At 62.8% G+C, this 22,274-nt stretch carries 20 protein-coding genes; 10 read left to right on the top strand and 10 right to left on the bottom strand.

All coding sequences use genetic code 11. The features are described from left to right. Positions 1–73: 73 nt before the first annotated feature. Both hemA and PCJ49_RS05275 read right to left on the bottom strand, forming a co-directional pair. Positions 74–1,288 carry a 5-aminolevulinate synthase gene (hemA, locus tag PCJ49_RS05280; protein ID WP_089287879.1) on the bottom strand — a complete coding sequence of 405 codons (1,215 nt, stop codon included), beginning with the start codon at positions 1,286–1,288 and terminating at the stop codon, positions 74–76. Between the two features lie 284 nt (positions 1,289–1,572). After that, a complete protein-coding gene (locus PCJ49_RS05275; RefSeq protein WP_269910042.1) occupies positions 1,573–2,049 on the bottom strand; it encodes a glutathione peroxidase in 477 nt (158 codons plus the stop codon). A 97-nt stretch (positions 2,050–2,146) separates the two neighbouring features. Here PCJ49_RS05275 and PCJ49_RS05270 point away from each other — a divergent pair, with 97 nt between their 5' ends. From PCJ49_RS05270 to PCJ49_RS05250, 5 genes are read left to right on the top strand one after another with little or no spacing between them, the layout of a single operon-like run. Next, positions 2,147–3,031 carry a hypothetical protein gene (locus PCJ49_RS05270; RefSeq protein ID WP_269910041.1) on the top strand — a complete coding sequence of 295 codons (885 nt, stop codon included), beginning with the start codon at positions 2,147–2,149 and terminating at the stop codon, positions 3,029–3,031. Then, the gene (crcB, locus tag PCJ49_RS05265; RefSeq protein WP_269910040.1) at positions 3,028–3,408 is read left to right on the top strand and encodes a fluoride efflux transporter CrcB; all 381 of its coding nucleotides are present in this window, start codon (positions 3,028–3,030) and stop codon (positions 3,406–3,408) included. The genes PCJ49_RS05270 and crcB overlap by 4 nt, the downstream gene beginning before the upstream one ends. Then, positions 3,405–4,439 (top strand): RluA family pseudouridine synthase, encoded by a 1,035-nt coding sequence (locus PCJ49_RS05260; protein ID WP_269910039.1) that lies wholly within the window; start codon positions 3,405–3,407, stop codon positions 4,437–4,439. The genes crcB and PCJ49_RS05260 overlap by 4 nt, the downstream gene beginning before the upstream one ends. 8 nt (positions 4,440–4,447) lie before the next feature. Further along, the gene (locus PCJ49_RS05255) at positions 4,448–5,125 is read left to right on the top strand and encodes an HAD-IA family hydrolase (RefSeq protein WP_269910038.1); all 678 of its coding nucleotides are present in this window, start codon (positions 4,448–4,450) and stop codon (positions 5,123–5,125) included. Further along, on the top strand, positions 5,125–5,832 hold the full coding sequence (locus PCJ49_RS05250) for an ATP12 family protein (protein WP_269910037.1): 708 nt from the start codon (positions 5,125–5,127) through the stop codon (positions 5,830–5,832). Before PCJ49_RS05255 ends, PCJ49_RS05250 begins: the two co-directional genes overlap by 1 nt. 4 nt (positions 5,833–5,836) lie before the next feature. On the opposite strand, the gene PCJ49_RS05245 is transcribed toward PCJ49_RS05250, so the two are convergent. The 4 genes from PCJ49_RS05245 to PCJ49_RS05230 all read right to left on the bottom strand — a co-directional run bounded on the left by PCJ49_RS05245 (position 5,837) and on the right by PCJ49_RS05230 (position 8,852). Then, positions 5,837–6,436: a hypothetical protein gene (locus PCJ49_RS05245; protein WP_269910036.1), complete on the bottom strand. Its 600-nt coding sequence runs from the start codon at positions 6,434–6,436 to the stop codon at positions 5,837–5,839. A 61-nt stretch (positions 6,437–6,497) separates the two neighbouring features. Then, positions 6,498–7,487 (bottom strand): alpha/beta fold hydrolase, encoded by a 990-nt coding sequence (locus PCJ49_RS05240; protein WP_269910035.1) that lies wholly within the window; start codon positions 7,485–7,487, stop codon positions 6,498–6,500. Continuing rightward, complete coding sequence (locus tag PCJ49_RS05235) at positions 7,480–8,337, bottom strand: alpha/beta hydrolase (RefSeq protein WP_269910034.1); 858 nt, start codon at positions 8,335–8,337, stop codon at positions 7,480–7,482. The genes PCJ49_RS05240 and PCJ49_RS05235 overlap by 8 nt, the downstream gene beginning before the upstream one ends. A 32-nt stretch (positions 8,338–8,369) precedes the next feature. Further along, positions 8,370–8,852, bottom strand: a complete 483-nt coding sequence (locus tag PCJ49_RS05230; RefSeq protein ID WP_269910033.1) for a flavin reductase family protein — start codon at positions 8,850–8,852, stop codon at positions 8,370–8,372. A 146-nt stretch (positions 8,853–8,998) separates the two neighbouring features. On the opposite strand from PCJ49_RS05230, the gene PCJ49_RS05225 reads away from it, so the two are divergent. From PCJ49_RS05225 to PCJ49_RS05210, 4 genes are all read left to right on the top strand, one after another. After that, complete coding sequence (locus PCJ49_RS05225; RefSeq protein ID WP_269910032.1) at positions 8,999–10,183, top strand: flagellar motor protein MotB; 1,185 nt, start codon at positions 8,999–9,001, stop codon at positions 10,181–10,183. Positions 10,184–10,377: 194 nt separating this feature from the next. Then, a complete protein-coding gene (locus tag PCJ49_RS05220) occupies positions 10,378–11,919 on the top strand; it encodes a circularly permuted type 2 ATP-grasp protein (protein WP_244559490.1) in 1,542 nt (513 codons plus the stop codon). A gap of 13 nt (positions 11,920–11,932) precedes the next feature. After that, a complete protein-coding gene (locus PCJ49_RS05215; RefSeq protein WP_089287867.1) occupies positions 11,933–12,904 on the top strand; it encodes an alpha-E domain-containing protein in 972 nt (323 codons plus the stop codon). A gap of 17 nt (positions 12,905–12,921) precedes the next feature. Continuing rightward, positions 12,922–13,659 (top strand): arginyltransferase, encoded by a 738-nt coding sequence (locus tag PCJ49_RS05210; protein ID WP_269910031.1) that lies wholly within the window; start codon positions 12,922–12,924, stop codon positions 13,657–13,659. A gap of 16 nt (positions 13,660–13,675) precedes the next feature. Here the strand turns inward: PCJ49_RS05210 and PCJ49_RS05205 are convergent, their stop codons facing one another. Then, complete coding sequence (locus tag PCJ49_RS05205; RefSeq protein ID WP_269910030.1) at positions 13,676–15,301, bottom strand: glycosyltransferase family 39 protein; 1,626 nt, start codon at positions 15,299–15,301, stop codon at positions 13,676–13,678. An 8-nt stretch (positions 15,302–15,309) separates the two neighbouring features. Next, positions 15,310–16,356, bottom strand: a complete 1,047-nt coding sequence (locus PCJ49_RS05200; protein WP_089287864.1) for a glycosyltransferase family 2 protein — start codon at positions 16,354–16,356, stop codon at positions 15,310–15,312. A gap of 542 nt (positions 16,357–16,898) precedes the next feature. Between PCJ49_RS05200 and PCJ49_RS05195 the strand changes: the two genes are divergently transcribed. After that, positions 16,899–17,519, top strand: coding sequence for a sigma-70 family RNA polymerase sigma factor (locus tag PCJ49_RS05195; protein ID WP_089287863.1), 621 nt, complete (start codon positions 16,899–16,901; stop codon positions 17,517–17,519). 425 nt (positions 17,520–17,944) lie between these two features. On the opposite strand, the gene galA is transcribed toward PCJ49_RS05195, so the two are convergent. Continuing rightward, positions 17,945–20,857, bottom strand: coding sequence for a beta-galactosidase GalA (galA, locus tag PCJ49_RS05190; RefSeq protein WP_269910029.1), 2,913 nt, complete (start codon positions 20,855–20,857; stop codon positions 17,945–17,947). Between the two features lie 138 nt (positions 20,858–20,995). Then, complete coding sequence (locus PCJ49_RS05185; RefSeq protein ID WP_089286553.1) at positions 20,996–21,733, bottom strand: GntR family transcriptional regulator; 738 nt, start codon at positions 21,731–21,733, stop codon at positions 20,996–20,998. Positions 21,734–22,274 lie beyond the last annotated feature (541 nt).

Raw genomic sequence — 22,274 nt, 5'->3', positions numbered from 1 at the left:
GAGGCGCAAATGAAGAGGGCTGGGTGACTTTGCCACCCAGCCCTTCAGAAATCGTTTACAAATTCGTGATTTTTTATGCGGCCCGCTGCAATTCCAGGCTCCGCCAGACGCTCAGCAGCGCATCGACCAGCTGATCCATCTTGCGATCGTCATGATAGGGGGTCGGCGTCAGGCGCAGCCGTTCCGTCCCGCGCGGCACGGTCGGGTAATTGATCGGCTGCACATAGATATTGTGGATGTTCAGCAGATCGTCGCTGGCCTGCTTGCACAGCACCGGATCACCCACCAGCAACGGCACGATATGGCTGACCGACGGCATCACCGGCAGCCCCGCCTGGATCAGCCGGCGCTTCAGCGTGGCGGCGCGTTCCTGGTGGCGGATGCGGATTTCATTATGTTCCTTCAGGAACATGACGGAGGCCAAGGCACCAGCCGCCAGCACCGGGGCCAGCGAGGTGGTGAAGATGAAGGAGGGGGCGAAGCTGCGCACGCAATCCACCAGCGCAGTGGAACCGGTGATATAGCCGCCCATCACGCCAAAGGCCTTGCCCAGCGTGCCTTCAATCACGGTCAGCCGGTCCATCACGCCTTCGCGTTCAGCAACACCGGCACCGCGCTGGCCATACATGCCAACGGCGTGCACCTCGTCCAGATAGGTCATGGCGCCGTGCTTGTCGGCCACGTCGCACAATTCCTTGATGGGGGCGATATCGCCATCCATCGAATAGACGCTTTCGAACGCCACCAGCTTGGGCTGTGACTTGGGCAGGCGCGACAGCAGGGTGTCCAGATGCTCCACATCGTTATGGCGGAAAATATGCTTTTCCGCGCCGGAGTGGCGGATGCCCTCAATCATGGAATTGTGATTCAACGCGTCGGAGAAGACGACGCAGTTGGGCAGCAGGCGGGGCAGGGTGGAGAGCGTCGCCTCGTTGCTGATATAGCCCGAGGTGAACAGCAGGGCCGCTTCCTTGCCATGCAGGTCGGCCAGCTCCTTCTCCAGCAGCACATGATAATGGTTGGTGCCGGAGATGTTGCGGGTGCCGCCAGCGCCAGCGCCGCATTTATGCAGGCTGTCCACCATGGAGCCGATCACCACCGGGTGCTGGCCCATGCCCAGATAATCGTTGGAGCACCAGACGGTCACATCCTTGGGCGGCCCCTCCTCCGGATGGAAGGAGGCGACGGGAAAATCACCGACGCGGCGCTCAAGGTCGGCGAAGACGCGGTAACGCCCTTCGCGCTTGAGGCCGGCAATCTGGCTCTTGAAGAAGCTCTCGTAATCCATGGGCCGTTTGTCCCGTCTTGGCCGTTCCTGCGTCAGTCTTGTTCCGGCCGTCCTGAATGTCCACCCCTCTTTACTACTGCAAAGGAAGAGGTTCAGAAACCCCTTAGCGACGGCTTGTCGCGCCAGGGCCGGACAATCAGGACGTTCTGACCGATGCATGGTCAGGCATATCCGTCTGCCGCGCTTTGATTTCGGTCAATTCATCGTTCTGTCCAAGAGGTGTCGGCGCATGACAAACATGTGATGCCATGCGCCATATAACTATGATTTAAATTTCCGATTTATCAAAGAAATTTTTCTATCTTTGCGCGCATATCTTCCGGCTTGGTGGTGGGTGCCGCGCGGTCCACCACCTCGCCCGTGCGGTCCACCAGGAATTTGGTGAAATTCCATTTGATGGCCTCCGTCCCCAGCAGGCCCGGCTTCTGCGCCTTCAGCCACTGGAACAGCGGATGGGCATTGTCCCCATTCACATCCACCTTGGCGAACATGGGGAAGGACACGTCATAGGTGAGAGAGCAGAAATTGGCGATTTCCGCCTCATCGCCCGGCTCCTGATGGCCGAACTGGTTGCAGGGGAAGCCCAGCACCACCAACCCACGCGGCCCCAATTCACGATACAGCGCTTCCAGCCCCTGATATTGCGGGGTGAAACCGCATTTACTGGCCGTATTGACGATCAGCAGCATCTTGTCACGCCACTGGTCCAGCGTTACCTCGCTGCCATCCAGCAGGGTGGCGGAGAAATCATAGATGCTCATGCTGGCGATCCCCGAGATTGTTTAGATTGAATCATGGATGCTGTACAGGCAAAGGGCAATGGGCAAGCAGTTGGTTTTCTTCACCCGGCGTAAATGAATGGACAGGCAATTCGATCTTTACCTGGGTATCGACTGGACGGGGGCACAGCCGGCCCGCTCGGTGGCCATGGCCGCCTGCGATGCCGCCGGCCTGGTCTGCCCCATCCAGCCGCAGGGCCGGTTCTGGGAACGGTTGGAGGTGGCGCGCTGGATCGCCGATCAGGCGGCGGGGGGAAAGCGCATTCTGGCCGGGTTCGATTTCGCCTTTGCCATGCCCTGGGTGACGGGCCAGGGCTATCTGGATGGGCGGGTGCCGGATGTTGCCGACATGCCGGCCCTGTGGGATCTGGTGGAAGAGGCATCGGCGGGCGGGGCGGATGCGTTTGCCGGTGCCGCCGTGCTGGACCCGCGTCTGTTCCCCAGTTTCTGGATCAACGGGCCGATGCCTTCCCATTGGGGCGATGGCTCCACCAAGCGCCGTCTGGTGGAGAAAGTGGCGGCCGACACTGGGGCTGGCACGCCGGTGTCGGTGTTCAAGCTGGCGGCGGCGGCCAAACAGGTGGGCAAGGCATCGCTGGCCGGGATGCGCACCTTGCGCCACCTGCACGGGCTGATGGGCGACAGGCTTTGCGTCTGGCCGCTGGAAATACCGGGGCCGGGGCAGAGCGTGGTGATGGAAATCTATCCCACCCTGTTCCGCAAACAGGCGCTGGGTGGCAATCGCAAGGTGGTGGAGCGCAAGATTCTGGAGCCGGGTCTGGCCTTCTATGGCTGCCATGCCGATGCGTCACTACCGGATCGGTTTGACGATCACATCGGTGATGCCATGATCAGCGCCGCCGGGTTGCGCCATCTCTCCCGCCAGCCGTCCGCCTGGGCGCCGGCTTGGATGGATGCGGATACCGCCCGGTGTGAAGGCTGGATTTTCGGGGTCGGCGCATGAAGATGGTCCTCTATGTCGCATTCGGTGGTGCGCTCGGCTCCGTGGCGCGCTATCTCACCGCCCAGGGCATGGGGCGATGGCTGGGGGCGGATTTTCCCTGGGCGACGCTGGCGATCAATATCGTCGGTTCCACTGTCATGGGGCTGCTGGTCGGGCTGATGGCGCATCTTTGGACGCCATCGCCGGAGTTGCGGGCCTTTCTGACGGTGGGCATCCTGGGCGGCTTCACCACCTTTTCCACCTTCTCGCTGGATGTGGCGACGTTGCTGGAACGGGGTGATCTGGGCGGGGCCGCCTTCTATCTGCTGGCCTCTTTGATTGTGTCGATCGGCGGCCTGTTCGCCGGTCTTTATCTGGTACGGATGGTGACGGCATGAGCGATGCCGATGAAGCGCGCGGCCCCGCCAAGGTGGTCGAAACAAGGCTGGTGACGGAGGACGAGGCGGATATCCGGCTCGACCGCTGGTTCAAGCGGCATTACCCCCAGATCGGCCATGGCGCGCTGCAAAAGCTGTTGCGCACGGGACAGGTGCGGGTGGATGGCAAGCGGGCGGATGCCAATACCCGCCTTGCCCCCGGCCAGACCCTGCGCATTCCGCCGCTGCCCGATGTGGCCCCGCCGGTTGACGGGGCGGAGGATGAGGCTCCCACCCGGCAGCCCGCCTTCAGCGAGAAGGAGGCTGCGGCCCTGCGGGGCCGGGTGCTGTTCCGTGATGCCGATGTCATCGTGCTGGACAAGGCCGCCGGCCTGGCGGTGCAGGGGGGGACTGGCCAGACCAAGCATCTGGACGCCATGCTGGACCTGCTGAAGTTCGACGCCAAGGAACGGCCCAAGCTGGTCCACCGGCTGGACAAGGATACCAGCGGTTGCCTGGTGCTGGCCCGCAACGCCTTTGCCGCCACCCGGCTGGCGGAAAGCTTCCGCAGCCGTGATGCCCGCAAGATCTATTGGGCCATCACGGTGGGCGTGCCAGACCCGCACCAGGGCCGCATCGACCTGTCGCTGTCTAAGGAGCCGGGGGCCGGCGGCGAGCGCATGATGGTCGATCCCAAAAACGGCCAGCGGGCGCAGACCTATTACACCGTGCTGGAACATGCCCACCGCAAGGCGGCCTTTGTGGCACTCTGGCCGCGCACCGGCCGCACGCACCAATTGCGCGTGCATATGAATGCCATCGGTACGCCCTTGCTGGGGGATGGCAAATATGCCGGCCAGGGGGCCTTTCTGGAAGGCAGCGCCAATGTGAAGCGTCAGCTTCACCTGCACGCCCGCCGCATCATCATCCCGCATCCGCGTGGCGGCACGATCGATGTGACGGCACCTCTACCAGAGCATATGCGCCCGGCCTGGGATTATTTCGGCTTCAGTGCCAACCTGAAGGAAGACCCGTTCGCCGCACTGGACTGACCGATAAGATGCTGAAGCTCGCCCTTTTTGATTGTGACGGTACGCTGGTTGACAGCCAGCACGCCATCGTGGCCGCTATGGTGGCGGGGTTCCAGGCCGTGGGCCTGACCCCGCCACCCTCTCTCGCCACCCGCCGTGTGGTCGGTCTGCCGCTGGTGGATGCGGTGGCGCGGCTGGCACCCGATGGGTCGGATGCCAGTCTGCATCAGGCAATTGCCGAGGCCTATAAGCAGGCCTTCTATCGCAACCGGCTGGCCGGCACCCATCCGGAACCTTTGTTCGACGGGCTGCTGGAGGCGCTGGACCGGCTGGAGGTGGCGGGCTTCCTGCTGGGCATCGCCACGGGGAAGAGCCGGCGCGGCCTGGATGCCACGCTGGCCCATCACAATCTGGCCCATCGCTTTGTGACGCTGCAGACCAGCGACCGGGTAAACGGCAAGCCCCATCCGGACATGGTGTATGAGGCGTTGGCCGAAAGCGGGGCCGATGCGGCGGGCACCGTGGTGATCGGCGACACCACCTTTGACATCCTGATGGCGCGCAATGCCCGTGTGGCGTCGGTTGGGGTGGCCTGGGGCTATCACGACCTGTCGGAACTGCGCGCCGCCGGGGCCGACCGGCTGGTGGATGATTATGCCCAGGTGCCCGATGCCCTGGCCGATATTCTGGCAAACAAGGTGCCGTGATGAAGCGTTTTTACAAGCAGGTGACGGTGCAGGCGGTCGATGGTGGCTGGAGCATCGCCCTGGATGGCCGCCCGGTGCGCACGCCCGCCAAACACCCGCTGATCCTGCCCACACAGGCCCTGGCGGAGGCGATTGCCAATGAATGGCAGGGCCAGGGGGAAGAGGTGAAGCCCCAGACCATGCCGCTGACCCAGTTGGCCAGCACCTGCCTTGACGGGGTGGTGGGCCGGATGCCCGACGTGGCGGCGGCGTCGGCCGAATATGGTGGCTCCGAACTGCTCTGCTACCGGGCGGAGGAGCCGCCGGAACTGGTGGCCCGCCAGGCCGCACTCTGGCAACCGCTGCTGGATTGGGCGGCCCGTCGCTATGATGCGCATCTGCGGCTGGCCAGCGGCATCATCCATATTGCCCAGCCGCCGCAGGCGCTGAACGCCCTGCGCGCCGGGATCGATGCGCTGGACGCCTGGCGGCTGACAGCGCTGCAGAATGTCATCGGCATTACCGGGTCGCTGGTGCTGTCGCTGGCCCTGGTCGATGGCAGGCTGACGCCGGAAGAGATCTTCGATCTGGCTCAACTGGATGAGAATTTCCAGATCGAGAGATGGGGCGAGGATTGGGAGGCGGCCGACCGCCGCAACAATCAGCGCACCGATCTGGGGGTAACCAAGCGCTTCCTGGACATGCTGCCGCCGATATCGGCTGCCTGATCCATCAGGGCGGCGGCGGGGGACGCCAGGGCTGTATCTCCGCCGCCTGTTCCTGATCCAGCTTACCGGCACAGACGATGTTTTTCGAACCGGGGGTGAAGTTCTCTGCCTCCGGTACGCGCAGGGTCACTTCCAGCAACACCATCTCCACCAGCATCTCCCCGAACGGTTCGGGGCGACCGCTGCGGGTGTCGGCACCGAACAGGCGTTGTAAATACCATGGCGGCCCCGACAGGCCGCCCGGCGCACCGGCCAGCAGGTTTTCCCGTAGCAAACCATAGATTTCCTGGCACTGTTCCAGGCTGCGCGCCTTGCCCGCCACGGGTAGGGAGACATAGGCCACCACCCGCCGGTCAAAAGGCCGGAACAGGGTGCCGGTCTTCACCTTGGCCCCACCATTGCGCCCGCCATCCAGGGACAGGGCCGTCACCGCTGCCTGCATGTCGCGGCCCAGCCGCAGCATCCCCCATTCCAGCAGGGTGACCGGTGTTTCCGCCAGATATTGATAGAGCTGCGGATCAACCGGCGGCGGTTGCTGGGCCCAGGCGGGGAAGGGGGCCAGCACCACCAGACCCAGCGCCATCAACCGCCGCCATCCCGCCATTGGCCTGATCCTCCCGTTTGTATAAGGGGGCATAGGCTACAGCGGTCATGTGACGCTTTTGCTACGCGAACAGGCGACGCAGGAACAGGCGCAGACATTGATCGGACCAGACCCCACCCGGCCCATGGAACCCGACATGTCCGCCACCGGGGCTGAGCAGCGGGGTCAGCAGCGGCAAGGCCGCCCAATCCACCGCCTGATAGGCATCACCGGGAATCCAGGGATCATCCAGCGCATGGATCAGCAGGGTGGGAACGGTGATGCCCGGCAGGAACCGGTTGGCGGAATTCACCGCATAATATTCCGCCGCCCCCGACCAGCCATTCCAGGGGCCGACCAGCCGGTTGTCGAAATCCCACAGGCTGGCAGCGGTGGCGGCGGCGTCCAGCCATTGCGGCTCCACCAGACCAGCCGCCAGCGCCATTTCCGCCTTCATCTTGCCCAGCAGCCAGCGATGATAGAAGCGATTGCCCGGCGACATCATGTGCCGACAGGAGGCCGCAAGGTCGATGGGGGCGGAAATGCTGGCCCCGGCCCGCACGGGCAGCGGGAAATCCGCTTCCCCCAGCAGTTTCAAGGTCGCATTGCCGCCCAGGGAATAGCCGATGACGACCACGCCATTCGCGGCGCTGTCTGCCGGCAACTGTGCCAGCACGGCGCTGATGTCGCACGTGCGCCCGGCATGATAGCGCAGGCGGCAATGGCCGGCCGTGGGGCCGGCCCCGCGCAGGTTCAGCCGCAGCACCGGGAAGCCATCGTCCAGCAGCATCGCCGCCGTGGCCCGCATATAATAACTGTCCGCGCTGCCCGTCAGCCCATGCAGCAGCAGGCAAAGCGGCTTGTCCGTCCGCGCCGGCGGCTGGTTCAGCCGGCCCTGCAACCGGTCGCCGCTGCCATCTTCCAGGGGAAAATGCAGCACATCGCCCACCGGCAACCGGGGGGCCGGGCGCAACAGCGTATTGCGGATGGTCTGCAGATGCGGGCCAAGCCAGGGTGCCCGCGCCCGGAAGGGCGGGAACCCCCCAGCCGGCCCGCCATTCATCTCAATCATGCCGCGACAGGAAATCCCGGATCACGGCAATCTGGTCAGGTGCCATCAGGGCCGGTGCGTGGCCGGCATCGGGGACGGTGTAAAGCTGGGCCTTGGGGCCCTCCGCCGTCATCCGTTCTGCCGTCTCGGCCAGCAGCAGATCGGACAGCGCCCCCCGGATCACCAGGGTCGGCTGGCGGATCACCTGCCACAGCGCCCAGAGATCGACATCGCCGATGGGGGCGATCTTGAAGATGCGGGCAATGCCGGGATCATAGGCCAGCCGGTAGCTGCCATCACCCTGCCGGTCGGTGCTGTGCTGCGCCATATGCAGCCATTGTTCCGCCGTCAACTGGCCGAATCCGGCATAATGGTCGCGGAAATATTGTTCTGCGGCAGTCAGATCGGCAAAGATCGGATCCTGGCCGACATAATCGCCGATCCGTTCCAAAGCCGCCTTGGGCACGAAGGGACCGATATCATTGACCACCAGCCGGCGGATCGGGCTGTTGGGCTGGGCTGCCAGCATCATGCCGATCAGCCCGCCCATGGAGGTGCCGATCCAATCGACATGCTCCACCTCCAGCCGGGCGATCAGGGCGGCCATATCGGCCAGATATTGCGGATAGCCGTAATGATCGGGATTGACCAGCCGGCCGCTCTGCCCGCGCCCCACCACATCGGGGCAAATCACGCGGGCCTTCAGCGTATCGGCCAGATCAGCGGCCAGCCGGTCAAAATCCCGCCCATTGCGGGTCAGCCCATGGACACAGACGATGGTGCGCGGGCCCGCCCCCCATTCCCGATAGGCGATCTTGTGAAAACCGGTCGCCGAAAGCCCGAGCAGGTTCTTATCGTGGTAATAGGTCATGCGTCGCGTCTCCGGCGTCGGTTGCGTGCTTGTCAGGCGCCTGTCAGGGTGGCGTAGGCACCGCGGTAATAAAGCAAGGGGGCGCCAGCCCGGCTGGACAGCCGCAGCACCCGCCCCACCAGAATATGGTGATCGCCACCATCATGCACGCCATGAAGCTGGCAATCCATCGCCGCCAGACCATTTTCCAGCACGGGCGCGCCGCTTTCCCATATGCTGTGCTCCACCCCCACCCAGCGGCTGGCCTGATCGGCCACGGCAAAGCGGGTGGAAAGATCCTGATGCCCGGCATCCAGCACGGCCAGGGCGAAGCCCGGCGCGCTGAGGAAGGCCGGCGCACTTTCCGCCCGCTTGTCGATGCAGAACAGCACCAGCGGCGGGGCCAGCGAGACAGAGGTGAAGGAATTGACGGTGATGCCGACCGGCTGCCCCTGCGGATCGACGGTGGAGGCGATGCAGATGCCTGTGGCAAAACAGCCCATGGCATCGCGGAAGGCGCGCTTGTCGATCGTCATCGGTGAACCCTGGCCATGAAATTGTGATCCTAAACGGTTGCAGAGGTAAACGAGCTGTACCGGCGACGCAAGATTACAAGCCTTCACCAAACTTGTTCATTTTCTGTCAGGGAGTTGCTTGGTAGAGTGGCGCACCCTGCCCATGAATGGATCGGATCGCGAACGTGGCCGCCGGCGGCGAAGAAAAAGCACCCATCATCATCAAGAAGATCAACAAGGGCGGCGAAGGGCACCATGGTGGCGCCTGGAAGGTGGCCTATGCTGACTTCGTGACGGCGATGATGGCCTTCTTCCTGCTGCTCTGGCTGCTGAATGTGACGACAGCCGAACAGAAGATGGGCATCGCCGATTATTTCAGCCCGGCCAGTGCGTCGAAACAGACCAGTGGTGCGGGTGGCGTGCTGGGGGGGACCACCGTGACGGTCTCCGGCTCCCTGGCCAACAGCAGCAGCCCCGCCGGCCTGACCGTGCCGGTCCCCACCCTGCAGGGGGCTGCCAATTCCGAAGAGCAGACGGAAGACATGCAGGAAAGCTCCAGCGGCAAACCGACGGAGCAGGATGCCACCGGCAAGGGGGCTGGCGAAAAGGAAGGCGGTTGGACGGCGATTGACACGGTGAACGGGATGGCCAAGCTGGCCGCCGCCGGGGAGACAGCCAGCGCCGACAAGAACCGCGACGGCAAGGTGGATGAGAAGGAACTGCGCGAGGCGCTGGCCAAGCATGAGCAGACCCAGTTCGCCAAGGCAGAGGCGGAGTTGCGCCAGGCCATCCAGCAGATCCCGGAACTGCGCGATCTGGCGAAAAATCTGGTGATCGAGAATACGCCGGAAGGTCTTCGCATTCAGCTGATCGACCAGGAAGGCTATTCCATGTTCCCGTCGGCCAGCGCCAAGATGCTGCCGCAGACGGCCCAGCTTCTGTCCCAGGTGGCGCAGGTGGTGGCCAAGCTGCCCAACAAACTGTCGATCAGCGGCCATACGGACAGCACGCCCTTCAGCGCCGGTTCCTCCTATGGCAATTGGGAATTGTCCACCGACCGTGCCAATGCCAGCCGGCGGGCGCTGGAGGCCTCCGGTGTGGCCAATGATCGCTTTGAATCCGTGGTGGGTCGGTCAGACCGCGACCATCTGTTCAAGGATGATCCCAACTCCCCCCGCAACCGCCGCATCTCCATTGTGCTGTTGCGGGAAAACCCGTTGCGCGGGCAGGTCCCGGCAGGTGGCCCGGCTGGGGCTGGTCAGGGGGCTGCCAGTCCGGCCCCGGCGGCGAACCCGCCACCCGCGCGCCCCGGTGTGACCCCGGCACCCTCGGCCGTTGGCACCTCCCGCTAGGTTGATCAAGGCTGGTTGTCACTTTCCCGTCACAGCGCCACCGATGATGGTGGTGAAATGTGTGTGACGCATAACAGACCCCTGTTCAAACGCATCCGTTCTGATAGTCTCGTGTGTGCGAATGCGAAACGAACCCGCCATCGGCATCGCCCTCGGTGGCGGACAGCATGGCACGAAGGGCGTGGGGGGCTCTGTTGAGCGGGTCTGGAAACGGTGTCGACCATCTGCTGTCGACTTATAATGCCAACGGCTTTTATGATGAGCTGTTCGGGAACGCGGCAAAGCCTGCCAGCCATACGCTGTCGGTACAGGAAAGGCTGCGACAGCTTGATTTCGATGACCTGCGACGACGGGCCTCGGATGCGGAGCGGGAGCTTTACAATCTCGGCATCACCTTCCTGGTCTATAGCGATGCCAAGGCGGTGGACCGTATCCTGCCTTTCGATGTGATCCCACGCATCATTTCGGCCAAGGAATGGGCGCATCTGGAAGCAGGCGTGCAACAACGCATCGCGGCGCTGAACCTGTTCCTGCACGATGTCTATCACGATCAGAAGATTTTGAAGGACGGCATCATCCCGGCCGAACTGGTGCTGGGCAATGCCAATTACCGCGAACAGATGCGCGGCATTGATCTGCCCTTCAACACCTATATCCATATCATGGGCGTGGACCTTGTCCGCGACCATGACGGCACCTTCCGGGTGCTGGAAGATAATGGCCGCGTGCCCTCCGGCGTGTCCTATGTGGTGGAAAACCGCCACATGATGCAGCGCGCCTTCCCCGACCTGATGGGGGATATCGGCCTGCGCAGCGTGGATAATTACGGCATGAAACTGCTGGAGGCGATGTGCGAGATTGCACCGCCCCGGCCGGACGGGGTGGATGGCGACCCGCAGGTGGTGCTGCTGTCGCCCGGTGCCTATAACTCCGCCTATTTCGAACATATCTTCCTGGCCCGCGAAATGGGCGTGCCGCTGGTGGAAGGCCGCGACCTGATCGTTGAAAACGACAAGGTCTATATGAAGACCACGGGCGGGTTGCGCCGGGTGGACTCGATCTATCGCCGCATCGGCGATGATTTCCTCGATCCGCTGGCCTTCAACCCGGACAGTATGCTGGGCGTGCCCGGCATTTTTGAGGCCTATCGCAAGGGCAATGTGGCGCTGGCCAATGCGATTGGCACCGGCGTGGCGGATGACAAGGCCGTCTATGCCTATGTGCCGCGCATGATCAAATATTACCTGGGCGAGGAAGCGATCATCCCCAATGTGGAGACGCATATCTGCCGGGAACCGGATGCCCTGAAATTTACCCTGGATAATCTGGACAAGCTGGTCGTCAAGCCGGTGGGGGAGGCGGGGGGCTATGGCATCACCATCGGCCCGCGCGCCAGCAAGGCGGAGCTGGAGGAGTGCCGCGCCAAGCTGCTGGAAGACCCGGCCAATTACATCAGCCAGCCGATGGTGCCGCTGTCTGTCTGCCCGACGCTGACGGAAGACGGGATTGAGCCGCGCCATGTGGATTTGCGTCCCTTCGCCATTACGGCGCGCAACACCTGGGTATTGCCCGGCGGGTTGACCCGCGTGGCGCTGAAGAAAGGCACGCTGATCGTGAATTCCAGCCAGGGTGGCGGATCGAAGGATACCTGGGTGCTGACAGAAGGACCGGCGGAAGAGCCGGCGCTGGAATCGGCTGTGGCCGATCCGTTCCAATCCCAGTCGCAAAGCCAGTAAGGGGGATCGGAAAATGGCTGCCCTTCTCGCCCGTTATGCCGAATGCATCTTCTGGCTCGCCCGCTATATGGAGCGGGCGGAGAATCTGGCCCGCATTCTGGATGTGAATGAAACCTTCGCCCGCGACAGCTATGGCGCCACCAACTGGGTGACGATCGTGCGGCTGAACGCGGATGAAAAGCGCTTCTTTGAGCTGTATCCGACGGCCAGCGCCAAGAATGTGCTGAATTTCTACATCCTGGATCAGCAGAACCCCACCTCCATCATCGCCGCCGTCAGTTCGGCGCGGGAGAATGCGCGTCAGCTGCGCCCGCTGATCAGCACGGAAATGTGGGCCCAGATCAACGTCTTCTATAACAAGCTGCTGGCCTGGGGACCGAACGACATCGCGCCCCAGAATATTCAGCGGCAATGCGCCTTCATCAAGGAAGCCTGCCAGACCCATACGGGGATTACAGAGGGCACCTTCTTCCGCGATCAGGGCTGGTATTTCTATAATCTGGGCCGCAACCTGGAACGGGCGGACCAGACCACCCGCGTGCTGGACATCAAGTACCACACATTACTGCCCAGCCCGCGCGATGTTGGCACACCCGTTGATATCAGCCAGTGGAACAGCCTGCTGCGGTCGGCTGCCGGGTATCATGCTTTCCGGCGTGTCTATCCGCGCGGCCTGACCCCGGCGGCGGTGGCGGGCTTCCTGCTGTTCAACGATAATTTCCCGCGTTCCGTCATGGTCTGTATGCGGGAAGTGGATAGTTTGCTGAACCGCTTGAATTCCAAATACCGGCTGCGGCGTGGTACGCTGCCGCTGGAACGTTCCGATGAGCTGTTGGGCAGCTTGGCCAGCCAGACCATTGAAGCGGTGATTGCCGGCGGTTTGCATGAATATCTGGATAGGTTGCAGCTCAGCTTCTCCAGCCTGACCAGCGATATCGCCCAGGCATTCTTCCATGCGGACCAACCTGCCACCATGACAGCCTGACCGGATAATCCCCAGCAATGAGCGTCATCCCGCCCCTGCATCGGCCCCTGCAACAATTCTTCCGATCCGGGCCGATGCCATGTCCCTATTTGACGGGGCGGGTTGAACGCAAACTCTTCACCCGGCTGGTCGGCACGGATAATGGCGAGATCAATTCGCAATTGTCGCGTGTCGGCTTCCGGCGCAGCCATGACATTCTTTATCGGCCCGTCTGTCCGGGCTGTTCGGCCTGTGTGCCGGTGCGGGTGCCGGTGGCGGCCTTTCAGCCCGGCCGCACCATGCGGCGCATCCAGCGCGTCAATCAGGATCTGTCCTTCCGGCTGATCCCGGCGGAAGCGACGATGGAACAGTTCCGCCTGTTCGCCGCCTATCAAGACGCGCGCCATAATGACAGCGACATGAACCGCATGACTCCCGGCGATTATGCCGCCATGGTGGATGAGGGGCAGGCGGATACGATGCTGCTGGAAGCGCGGGATGAAGGCGGCCGTCTGCGCGGGGCCATGTTGGTGGATCGGCTGGATGACGGCTATTCCGCCGTCTATAGTTTCTATGACCCCGATCAGCCGCGCCGGTCGCTGGGCACCCAGCTGGTGCTGGCGCTGATTGAACAATCCCGCCTGCAGGGACGGCCCTATATCTATCTGGGCTATTGGATCGAGGGCAGCCGGAAGATGGAATATAAGGCCAAGTTCCAGCCGTTGGAGGCGCTGGGCCGTGACGGCTGGGCGCCGCTGGCGCAGGCGGCAGATTGATGCCGTGGCGCCCCGGTTAAAGACCGGATGGCGCCGGCTCATTCTCCGGGATTTCTTCTGTCGGCGTTGGCCGCAGGTCCAGCACATAGGCCAAGGTCACACCCATCCGGCGCACGCGCAGGATTTGCTTGCCTGCGGGCGCGTCGGGGCAGGTGCCGCGGGTGAAGGCGATATAGAAATCCGCCGGCCCCTTGCCATCCGGCGGGGCCACCCAGCGGGGTGGCAGGAAATAGAGGGCCGATTCCGGCGGGCCACAGACCCGGATACGATAGGGATGGGCCAGGGCCCACGCTCCTTCCCGCGCCACCAGATGGTCACGCAGACGGCTTGCCGCCTCTGACAGAGCGGTCCCCCCCACATCCAGTTCGAATCGGCCTTCCGCCCCCGTTACCCCACCGGCAAGTGCATTGTACCAGATGGCCTCATAGGGGTGCAGGCGGCCGATACTGACGATCTGCCACACCACCCAGAGGCCCATCAAACCCGCCACCAGACGGATTTCCCGCAGCGGCCGTGCCGCCAACAGCCCCGCCAGCCAGCCAAGCCCCAACCCAGCCAGGGCATAGAGCGGCACCATCACAAACAGCAGGTGCCGGATGCCATCATAGAGCACGGCATGGCTGACGATTACGGTGGCGGGCGGCAACAGGGCCATGCTGGCCAGCCCCAGCCAGGGGGGCGTCAACCCCGCCCAGCCCTGCCGCCGCAGGGCAAGGATACCGGCAACGCAGGCCGCCAGCAGGCCGAGGAGCGCTGGTTCCGGCAGCTTCACGGCAAAGGCGACCGGCACGTACCAGAGGGGGAGGGCCGTCGTCTCCACCTGCTGCCCGGCAAAGGGGAAATGGAAGCTGAGCGGGAAATGCGAGAAGGCAGCCAAAGCCTCCAGCGGGCGCAGCCATCCCGTCTGCGCCCAGGGCCAGAAGGCCACCATCATGGCCCAGGAGAGCAGCAGCGAAGCGGCCAGCGGTCCCGCCAGGCGCGCCATCAGCCGGGCGGCGCTGAGAGGTCCATCGCGCAGCGCCTGGCGCAGCAGCATCACGCCAAGCCCGAGCAGCAGCGGCGCCAGCAGGATGACCCCGCCCACGCGGATACCCAGGGCACAGCCCAGCGTCACCCCATGCAGCAGCCAAGGACCGCGCCCCGGTCGCCCCTGCAACAGACGGATTTGCGCCACGGCCACCCAGGCGGCGGCCGTGGCGAAGGGAATGTCCTTGGGGTTGGCGAAGGACTGACCGATCCATTCCGGCGTCAGCAGCAGCAGCAGCACGGCCAGGGCCCCGGCGCGTGGCCCCCCCAAGTCGCGCGCCAGCAGGCGCACCCCCGCCAGCCCCAGCACGCCAACCAGCCCCCCCAGCAGGCGCCGTGTCTCGTACCCGTCAAAGGGCAGGACCAGACTGACCGTGGCACAGATCGTGTCGTAAAGGGCGCCATAGAGATACAGGTTCTGAAAGGAAAGGACCGAGCGATCCGCCCCCAGCGAGCGATACCAGTTCAGGGCCCGCCAGCCATTTTCCACATGCAGCGGCTCATCCCAGCTGATGCCGAACTGCTTGAAACTGGCGGCCACAAACAGCAGGGCGGCCATCAGGCCCAACTGCGCCAAACCGTCCCAGAAACGGTCCTGTGGGGAAGGGGCCTGCATAATAGGGGTCAGTTGGCGCCGCTGCGACGTTCTGTCAGGGCGGCCGGGCGTTCCTGGCGCTGCTCATCCGGGGAGAAGCCGGCACTGTCGGAGAGAACATAGAGCGGTCGCCGTTTCACCTCGCTGAACACCCGACCCAGATAATCCCCCAAAACGCCCAGGCAAATCAGCTGCACACCGCCCAGGAACAAGGTCGCCACCATCAAAGAGGCATAGCCCGGCACATCCACGCCATAAAGCAGGGTCATTACCAGGATAAAGGCGCCATAGCCCACGGCAACGGCCGCCACCAGCAGACCCAGCCAGGACCAGACCCGCAAGGGCAGGGTGGAGAAGGAGACGATGCCATCCAGCGCGAAGCGAAACAGTTTTAGCTTGCTGAAGGTGGACGTGCCGGCATGGCGGGCGGCTGTTTCAAAGGGTACGGCCACCTGACGGAAGCCGACCCAGCTGTAGAGCCCCTTCATGAAGCGGGTCCGCTCATCCATCTGGTTCAGCGTTTCCACCACGATCCGGTCCATCAAGCGGAAATCACCGGCATCGCGGGGCAGGGGCACTTCCGACATGCTGTCCAGCAGGCGATAGAAGCAGCGTGTCAACCAACGCCGCAGCGGCGGATCAGTATCCCGGCTCTGCCGGACGCCATAGACGACCTGTGCGCCGGCCTGCCATTGGGCATAGAATTGCTCAATCAGTTCCGGCGGGTGCTGCAGGTCGCTGTCCATCAGCACGACGGCGCGGCCATGGGCATGGCGCAACCCCGCCGTCATCGCCATTTCCTTGCCGAAATTGCGGCTGAAGCGCAGCAGACGGATGCGCGGGTTAGTTTGCCGGGCCAGCAGCAGCTGGGCCCAGCTGTCGTCACGCGACCCGTCATCCACACAAATGACTTCGTAAGGCACGCCTAGCTTTTCCAGTGTCGGGATCAACCGCGCGAACAGGGGCTGCACATTCTCCGCCTCGTTATGCATCGGCAGCACGACAGAAAGCACCGGCGCTTCCGTCTGTGGCCGCAGCGTCAGGGGCCGGGATGCATCATGCGGGGGCGGGTACATGCAGCAGTTCCTTAAAAGCCGGATATGCCTTCCGGTAAACAGGGTTATTGGCTGTCCGATGCCGGCTTGCAAGGAAAGTTTGGCCGCAACATGGCGCATTACGCTTTAGCGCCCCTGCCATGGCCCTGGTTCCTGCACCTCTCAACATTTTCAGGCTAACGCCATACCAGTGAAGGACCGGTTACCAACCAACCGGACGGGAAACGCGGGGCCCACCGCCGACAAGGCATATGTCCGTCTATGTGCCCCCCTATCACTAATGGATCATACTTAAGAAAGTCCTAATTCCAGTCTATCGGTCACAATCGTGACAATAATGGCGGCAATAGTCTGTGCCTAACGCAGCGTGTACGAGGAAGGCTTTTCGGAAGGGGATTTGGTTGATATTGCTGGCATCTGGTTATATCCCGCCCATTGCCTATGGCTGATCGGTCGATATGACGAATGATTGGCAATCTCTTACCATTTCATCCCTCGCCACCCAGCCTCTTCTCTTTATACTTTGCTGACGTATCCACGAGATATCAAAGGGAGAAACAGAGATGTCTCGCCAGATCGAAGCGACGCAGGCCAATAACCCGGTGACCCACGGTCTCCTCACCCCGGTTGATGTCGATGTCTTGCGGCCGGAGCGCACGGAGGCGGAGAAGGCGACCCTGATCGCGCAGATCGAACAGGAAATCCCCCGCCTGCGGCGCTTTGCCCGGGGTATGGTGCGGGATGCCGCCATGGCGGATGACCTTGTCCAGGAATGCCTGGAACGGGCTTTGACCCGCCTGCATCTCTGGCAGCAGGGGACGAATCTGCGGGCGTGGCTGTTTACCATCCTGCGCAACCTGCATATCAACGGGGTGCGCCGCAAACAGACCTTTGTGGATATTGATGGGGAAGCGCAGGCAGGCCTGGGCAGTGCCCATGGCTCCCAGGTTTCTCGTCTGGAATTGCGAGACCTGAAACGCGCCCTGACGCAGTTGCCCAAGGAGCAGCGGGAAGTGGTGCTGCTGATCGGGCTGGAAGGCATGTCCTATGCCGATGCGGCCGATATCATGAAAGTATCGATCGGGACGGTTAAGTCCCGCTTGTCGCGCGGTCGGCGTGCCCTGCGTTGCCTGATGGAAGGCGGCGTGCCGGATGATGGCGACGCGGTGCGCGGCATGGCCTGATGTTTCTCCTCCGGTGGGGCATAAGCCCGCCTGCCTTGGGGCGGCCTCTGTCAGGGGCCACCCCCTTCTTTTAAGCCCAAGAGCCAAGTTGATGGCTCTTCCTATTTTTCAGTTCCCAGAGTCGCAGGGCGGCGGCATCCGCCAGCATGGCTCATTGATCCAGCATAGCGTTGGCCGAGTACCCGCTTGACGGCCATGTTGGCTTGCCAACCAATGGCCAGTGTAAAACCCGCCGCATGGCGGCTGCTGGGAGGAGAAGACAGGCAACAGGGGGGGCGCCTGGGATAGTGTCCCAGAGCGCCGGTCAATGATCGACCTGCTGTTGTTCCCGGCAATCGGCAACATAGCGCCAACGGAGAGGAATTGCTGATGCCCTATTTGGGGGATTGGATTGGGGTGCCGCTGGTCATGCCGTGTGAGCCGGCCTATCCGTTGACCAGCGCGCTGACCTTGCCCAGCAGCCCCGAAGGCGCACCGGCTGCCGATTCCACCAGCAGGACGACGCTGCGCGCACCACTGCCGGGGGGGAAGCTGGCCTGCAGCGGTTCCGCCCCGGCAGCGGGTTTCTCTACCACCAGCCGCCCATCGACCCAGAGTTCGGCGCGGCCGCCGACCTGTTCGAAACGCAGCAGGCCGCCTTCGGCTGCCATCCGCTTCCAGGGTTGGAAGCGGGTGCGATAGACACGCCAGCCGGGCTGGGATTCCGTCGGCGTGGCGATGCCGGCCCGCAGGAAGGCCCAGCTGTTATTGTCCCCATCGGCCGGGGCCAGGGTGGGGGCGGGTTTTTCTGTCAGCAGGGGAGAGCGCCGCCATTCCTCCAGCGCCAGACGCGGCGGGGTCACCGGTACCTGCGGGCGGGGGGATGCGGCCAGCCGCTCGATGGAGAGTCGCGCCGATTTCAACCCATCTGCTTCCGCCCGCAGTGTGATGCGACCCTTGCCCTGATCGGCACGGATGATGATCTGGGCCAGACCGTTGAACAGGGAGCGGCTGTTGCCCTGCTCCGGCTCATGGCTGTTGGGGTCACCATTGCCGACACCGATGATGCCGGCACCTTCCACCTGAAAACGCGTCATCAGGTTGGCCGTGGGGACGTGGCGGCCCTTGGCATCCACCGCATCGATGGTGATGGGCTGCACCTCCTCCCCATCGCCGGCCATGCTTGTCCGGGCGGGCGTCAGGCGCAGGGCCACGGGGGCACCGGCTGTCTCGTGCATCGCGGAAGCGACCGGTTTGCCATCGCGCAAAGCCACGGCCTCAATCCGGCCGGGGGTATAGGGGACATCCCATTCATTGCCCATGAAGCGGTCGGCCTTCTGCCGCCCGATCTCCCGCCCGTTCAGTTTCAGGATGATCTCCTCGGCATTGCTGCTGATGAAGAGCTTCACCATCTGGCCCTCGCGGCCGGGCCAGGTCCAATGCGGGGCCATGAAGATGACGGGGCGATCATCAATCCAATGGGCGGCATGAATGCCGAAGGCGGTTTTGGGAAAACCGCAGAGGTCCAGAATGCCGAAGAAACTGGCGATGCTGGGCCAGGCATGGGGTGTAGGCTCCCCATGATAATCGAAACCGGTCCAGACGAATCCGCCGGCGATGAAGGGACGCTCGGCGATATTCTTCCAGCTCTGCCGGTGTGTATTACCCCAGCTTGCCGCTTCCTTGTCATAAGAGGTGATGATGTTACGGCTGGGGTCGCTCTCAAAGGCACCGCGCGTCTGATAGGCGCTGGTATCTTCCGAGCTGATAATGGGTTTGCCCGGATTGCGGGCATGATACCGGTCGTAATGCTCCTGATAGTAGTTAAAGCCCATCACGTCGACGACGGTGGAAACATTGACCGGATCATAGAAAGAGCCATTCATTGCCGCCGTCACCGGTCGGCTGTCATCCAACCGCTTCAAGGCCATCACCATCCGGCGCACCATTTCCACCCCGGATTCGGTGCCCTGCATGGGCTCTTCGTTGAACAGGCACCAGAGGATTACGCTGGGGTGATTGCGGTCGCGCTGCACCAGCCATTCCAGCTGACCCAAATATTCCGGTGCTGGATTGAACAAGCGATTCTCGTTCATCACCAGGAAGCCCAGCCGGTCGCACCAATCCAGCAACTCCGCTGTCGGCGCGTGGGAGGACATGCGGATGGCATTGCAGCCCATGGCCTTTAGCCTCAGCAGGCGCCAATGGATCAGACTGTCAGGCACTGCAACGCCGACGCCTGCATGATCTTGATGGATGCAAACACCCTTCAGCTTCACCGGCTGATCATTGAGGAAGAAACCCTTATCGGCATCGAATCGGATGCTGCGGAAACCGATCGGCGTAGTGCGTTCATCGACCACCTGGCCATCCCGCAGCACGCGGGTACGCACCGTATAGAGGGTGGGGCTGTCCACCGACCAGAGCTGGGGCTGGCCGGCATCCAGCAACAGGCTGGCCGTAGCCTGGTCCAGAACCGGAACGACGGTTACGCCGGCGCTGCCACGGGTGATTTCCTGCCCATCCGGTGACACCAGGCTGGCTTCCACGGTCACTGTCACCGGTGCCGTTTCTATATTGGTCAAGGTGGCGGTGACCGGCACGCGCCATCGGCCATCGCCACCCTGGCGCGGGTCACAATGAATGCCATCGGTAATGATGGAAACAGAGGCGCGGCGTGCTAGCCAGACATTGCGGTAAAGGCCCGCCCCTTCATACCACCAGCCTTCCATGGCGGTGGCGTCCGCACGGATGGCGATGATGTTCAGATCGTCGCCATAGCGGGCGAAGGGAGTGATATCAATGTAAAGACTGGTATAGCCCGAAAAGCTGTGAGCGACGATGGAGCCGTTGATCCAGATAGTGGCATGGGTGGCGATAGCGCCGATCTGCAGCTCGATCTTTTTGCCCCGATCCGCCGGGTCCAGCCGAAGCGCCCGCCGGTACCAGCCGATACCGCGTGGACGGTACCCCTGGGAGATATTGGCGGATTCAACGAATGGCTGCTCAGAAGCCCAGTCGTGCGGCAGCCGGACTTCCCGCCAGTCGCTATCATCATAAATAAGTGCCGCAGCACCGGGGGCCGTGCCTGCTTTGATTGAAAGATAGGTGGCATGATGGCCCACCGGCTCCAGCACTGGAATGTCTCCTTCATGGAAACGCCAGCCAAGATCAAGCAGGATACGGGTTGCGTCGGTTTCCGGCAGAGTGGGTGCTGGGCTGTCCAGGGGTGCCGGCATAGGGAAATTCTGCGCCATTGTGGCGGCCCCGCTGCTTGCTAGAACAGCCAAGGGCCACTGACCGGCGGTCAATAAGGCTCCAGTGCCCGTGGTGGCCAGCAGGAATTGGCGGCGATCCATATATCGGCTCCATCGCGGGCGCCTGATCAGCAGGCGCTATGGGGTCGGAAACTTAGGCGCGCGCTATTGGGCAAGCCGGTAGAACTGCCCGCGCCAAAGTTTGATACATGAAATTGAGATAAATTGGTATTCTATTGGTTAGATATCGCTCAATTCCGCAACAAAATCATAAGCATCGCCGCGATAATAGGAGCGGGTGAATTCCGCCGCCCTGCCATCGCGCAGGAAGGCGCGGCGTTCGATCAGCAGGCCGGCATGACCAGCATCCACGCCCAGCATCTTGGCATGGTCACCCAGGAACGGCACGGCGCGCAGCCGCTGCAGCGCCCGCACCGGGCGGCTGCCGGCCTTTTCCAGGGCAGCATAAAGGCTGCTGCCCACCGCATCGGCCGAAGGCAGGCAATAGCCGGCGATGGTGGAAAATTCCAGCGCCATCGGCACATCATCGGCATAGCGGATACGGGCAAAACGGAACACCGGCGCCCCAGGCGAAAGGCCCAGGGCCATGGCCTCTTCCGGATTGACCTGTCCGGGTCCCTTGGAAATCCAGCTGCTGCTGGCCCGACGTCCGCGTGCCGCCATATCCTCCGAGAAAGAGGACAGCTTGGAGAAGCTTTTTTCCACCCGGCCGGCGACAAAGGTGCCCGCACCCCGCCGACGGGTCAGCAGGCCTTCCTCCACCAGCCCGGCAATGGCCTTGCGCACGGTGATGCGGGAAACATCATATTCCACCGCCAGATCGCGTTCCGGCGGAATGGCATCCCCCTGGTTCAACACATTGCCGCCGATCGCATCGCGGATCAGCTGCTGAAGCTGAATATATAAGGGGGAGTGGTTATCCGCCCGGAAGCGTCCCACCAAATCCGAAAACGCCATCACGCCTCCCTGGCGGCGATCCTGCGCCGCACCCAATAGCGTCAGAAATATATCATGCTTAACAGCAGGGCAACCGGTATGGGCCAAGACCTATATTGGTGCTTGGGATGCCCCCCCTTCTTCAATGTGGAATCGTCTGGGTGTCTCGCTGGGGCCGCCTGCATACCATGTTATTTAGGGGGCCAATTCACCTGACAAGGTTATGTACTATTGCGGCTCTGGGTTGCGGCTGGGAAGTGTTTGTCACGAGTTGGTATTAAGGAGAGGAAGGACACTGTGGCAAGATTTACACGGTCGTAAAAGACTGTGCGCTCGACCCCATCGGACCCTTGGTATCAATTGAAGAATTTCTTAAGCTAATCAAATGCTTGCCCATAGTTCATGCGACCGTCACGAAATTTTAAAAGAGGTAGCATGTTTGGTATGAATTGGTTATGTTGATTTTAGCGCTAACAGTGATCGGCCAAGCCGATAAAAAATGTGTGGATTGGCGCCCGCCAGATGGTGGGCGTGCCTCTCGGTGGCGCTCTTGGCCGGGGGC

The sequence above is a fragment of the Niveispirillum sp. BGYR6 genome, from assembly GCF_027568365.1.
Taxonomy (GTDB): Bacteria; Pseudomonadota; Alphaproteobacteria; order Azospirillales; family Azospirillaceae; genus Niveispirillum.
Note: the sequence above shows the minus strand (reverse complement) of the source record. Positions and strands in the feature narration are given on the sequence as shown.

Excerpts from the sequence above, each read along its gene's own strand:
- crcB (WP_269910040.1), top strand. The coding sequence starts at position 3,028 with ATGAAGATGGTCCTCTATGTCGCATTCGGTGGTGCGCTCGGCTCCGTG.
- PCJ49_RS05235 (WP_269910034.1), bottom strand. The coding sequence starts at position 8,337 with ATGACCTATTACCACGATAAGAACCTGCTCGGGCTTTCGGCGACCGGT.
- galA (WP_269910029.1), bottom strand. The coding sequence starts at position 20,857 with ATGGATCGCCGCCAATTCCTGCTGGCCACCACGGGCACTGGAGCCTTA.
- PCJ49_RS05195 (WP_089287863.1), top strand. The coding sequence starts at position 16,899 with ATGTCTCGCCAGATCGAAGCGACGCAGGCCAATAACCCGGTGACCCAC.
- PCJ49_RS05270 (WP_269910041.1), top strand. The coding sequence starts at position 2,147 with ATGGACAGGCAATTCGATCTTTACCTGGGTATCGACTGGACGGGGGCA.
- PCJ49_RS05245 (WP_269910036.1), bottom strand. The coding sequence starts at position 6,436 with ATGGCGGGATGGCGGCGGTTGATGGCGCTGGGTCTGGTGGTGCTGGCC.
- PCJ49_RS05275 (WP_269910042.1), bottom strand. The coding sequence starts at position 2,049 with ATGAGCATCTATGATTTCTCCGCCACCCTGCTGGATGGCAGCGAGGTA.
- PCJ49_RS05230 (WP_269910033.1), bottom strand. The coding sequence starts at position 8,852 with ATGACGATCGACAAGCGCGCCTTCCGCGATGCCATGGGCTGTTTTGCC.
- hemA (WP_089287879.1), bottom strand. The coding sequence starts at position 1,288 with ATGGATTACGAGAGCTTCTTCAAGAGCCAGATTGCCGGCCTCAAGCGC.
- PCJ49_RS05255 (WP_269910038.1), top strand. The coding sequence starts at position 4,448 with ATGCTGAAGCTCGCCCTTTTTGATTGTGACGGTACGCTGGTTGACAGC.
- PCJ49_RS05205 (WP_269910030.1), bottom strand. The coding sequence starts at position 15,301 with ATGCAGGCCCCTTCCCCACAGGACCGTTTCTGGGACGGTTTGGCGCAG.
- PCJ49_RS05240 (WP_269910035.1), bottom strand. The coding sequence starts at position 7,487 with ATGATTGAGATGAATGGCGGGCCGGCTGGGGGGTTCCCGCCCTTCCGG.
- PCJ49_RS05210 (WP_269910031.1), top strand. The coding sequence starts at position 12,922 with ATGAGCGTCATCCCGCCCCTGCATCGGCCCCTGCAACAATTCTTCCGA.
- PCJ49_RS05185 (WP_089286553.1), bottom strand. The coding sequence starts at position 21,733 with ATGGCGTTTTCGGATTTGGTGGGACGCTTCCGGGCGGATAACCACTCC.
- PCJ49_RS05225 (WP_269910032.1), top strand. The coding sequence starts at position 8,999 with ATGGATCGGATCGCGAACGTGGCCGCCGGCGGCGAAGAAAAAGCACCC.
- PCJ49_RS05215 (WP_089287867.1), top strand. The coding sequence starts at position 11,933 with ATGGCTGCCCTTCTCGCCCGTTATGCCGAATGCATCTTCTGGCTCGCC.
- PCJ49_RS05250 (WP_269910037.1), top strand. The coding sequence starts at position 5,125 with ATGAAGCGTTTTTACAAGCAGGTGACGGTGCAGGCGGTCGATGGTGGC.
- PCJ49_RS05200 (WP_089287864.1), bottom strand. The coding sequence starts at position 16,356 with ATGTACCCGCCCCCGCATGATGCATCCCGGCCCCTGACGCTGCGGCCA.
- PCJ49_RS05260 (WP_269910039.1), top strand. The coding sequence starts at position 3,405 with ATGAGCGATGCCGATGAAGCGCGCGGCCCCGCCAAGGTGGTCGAAACA.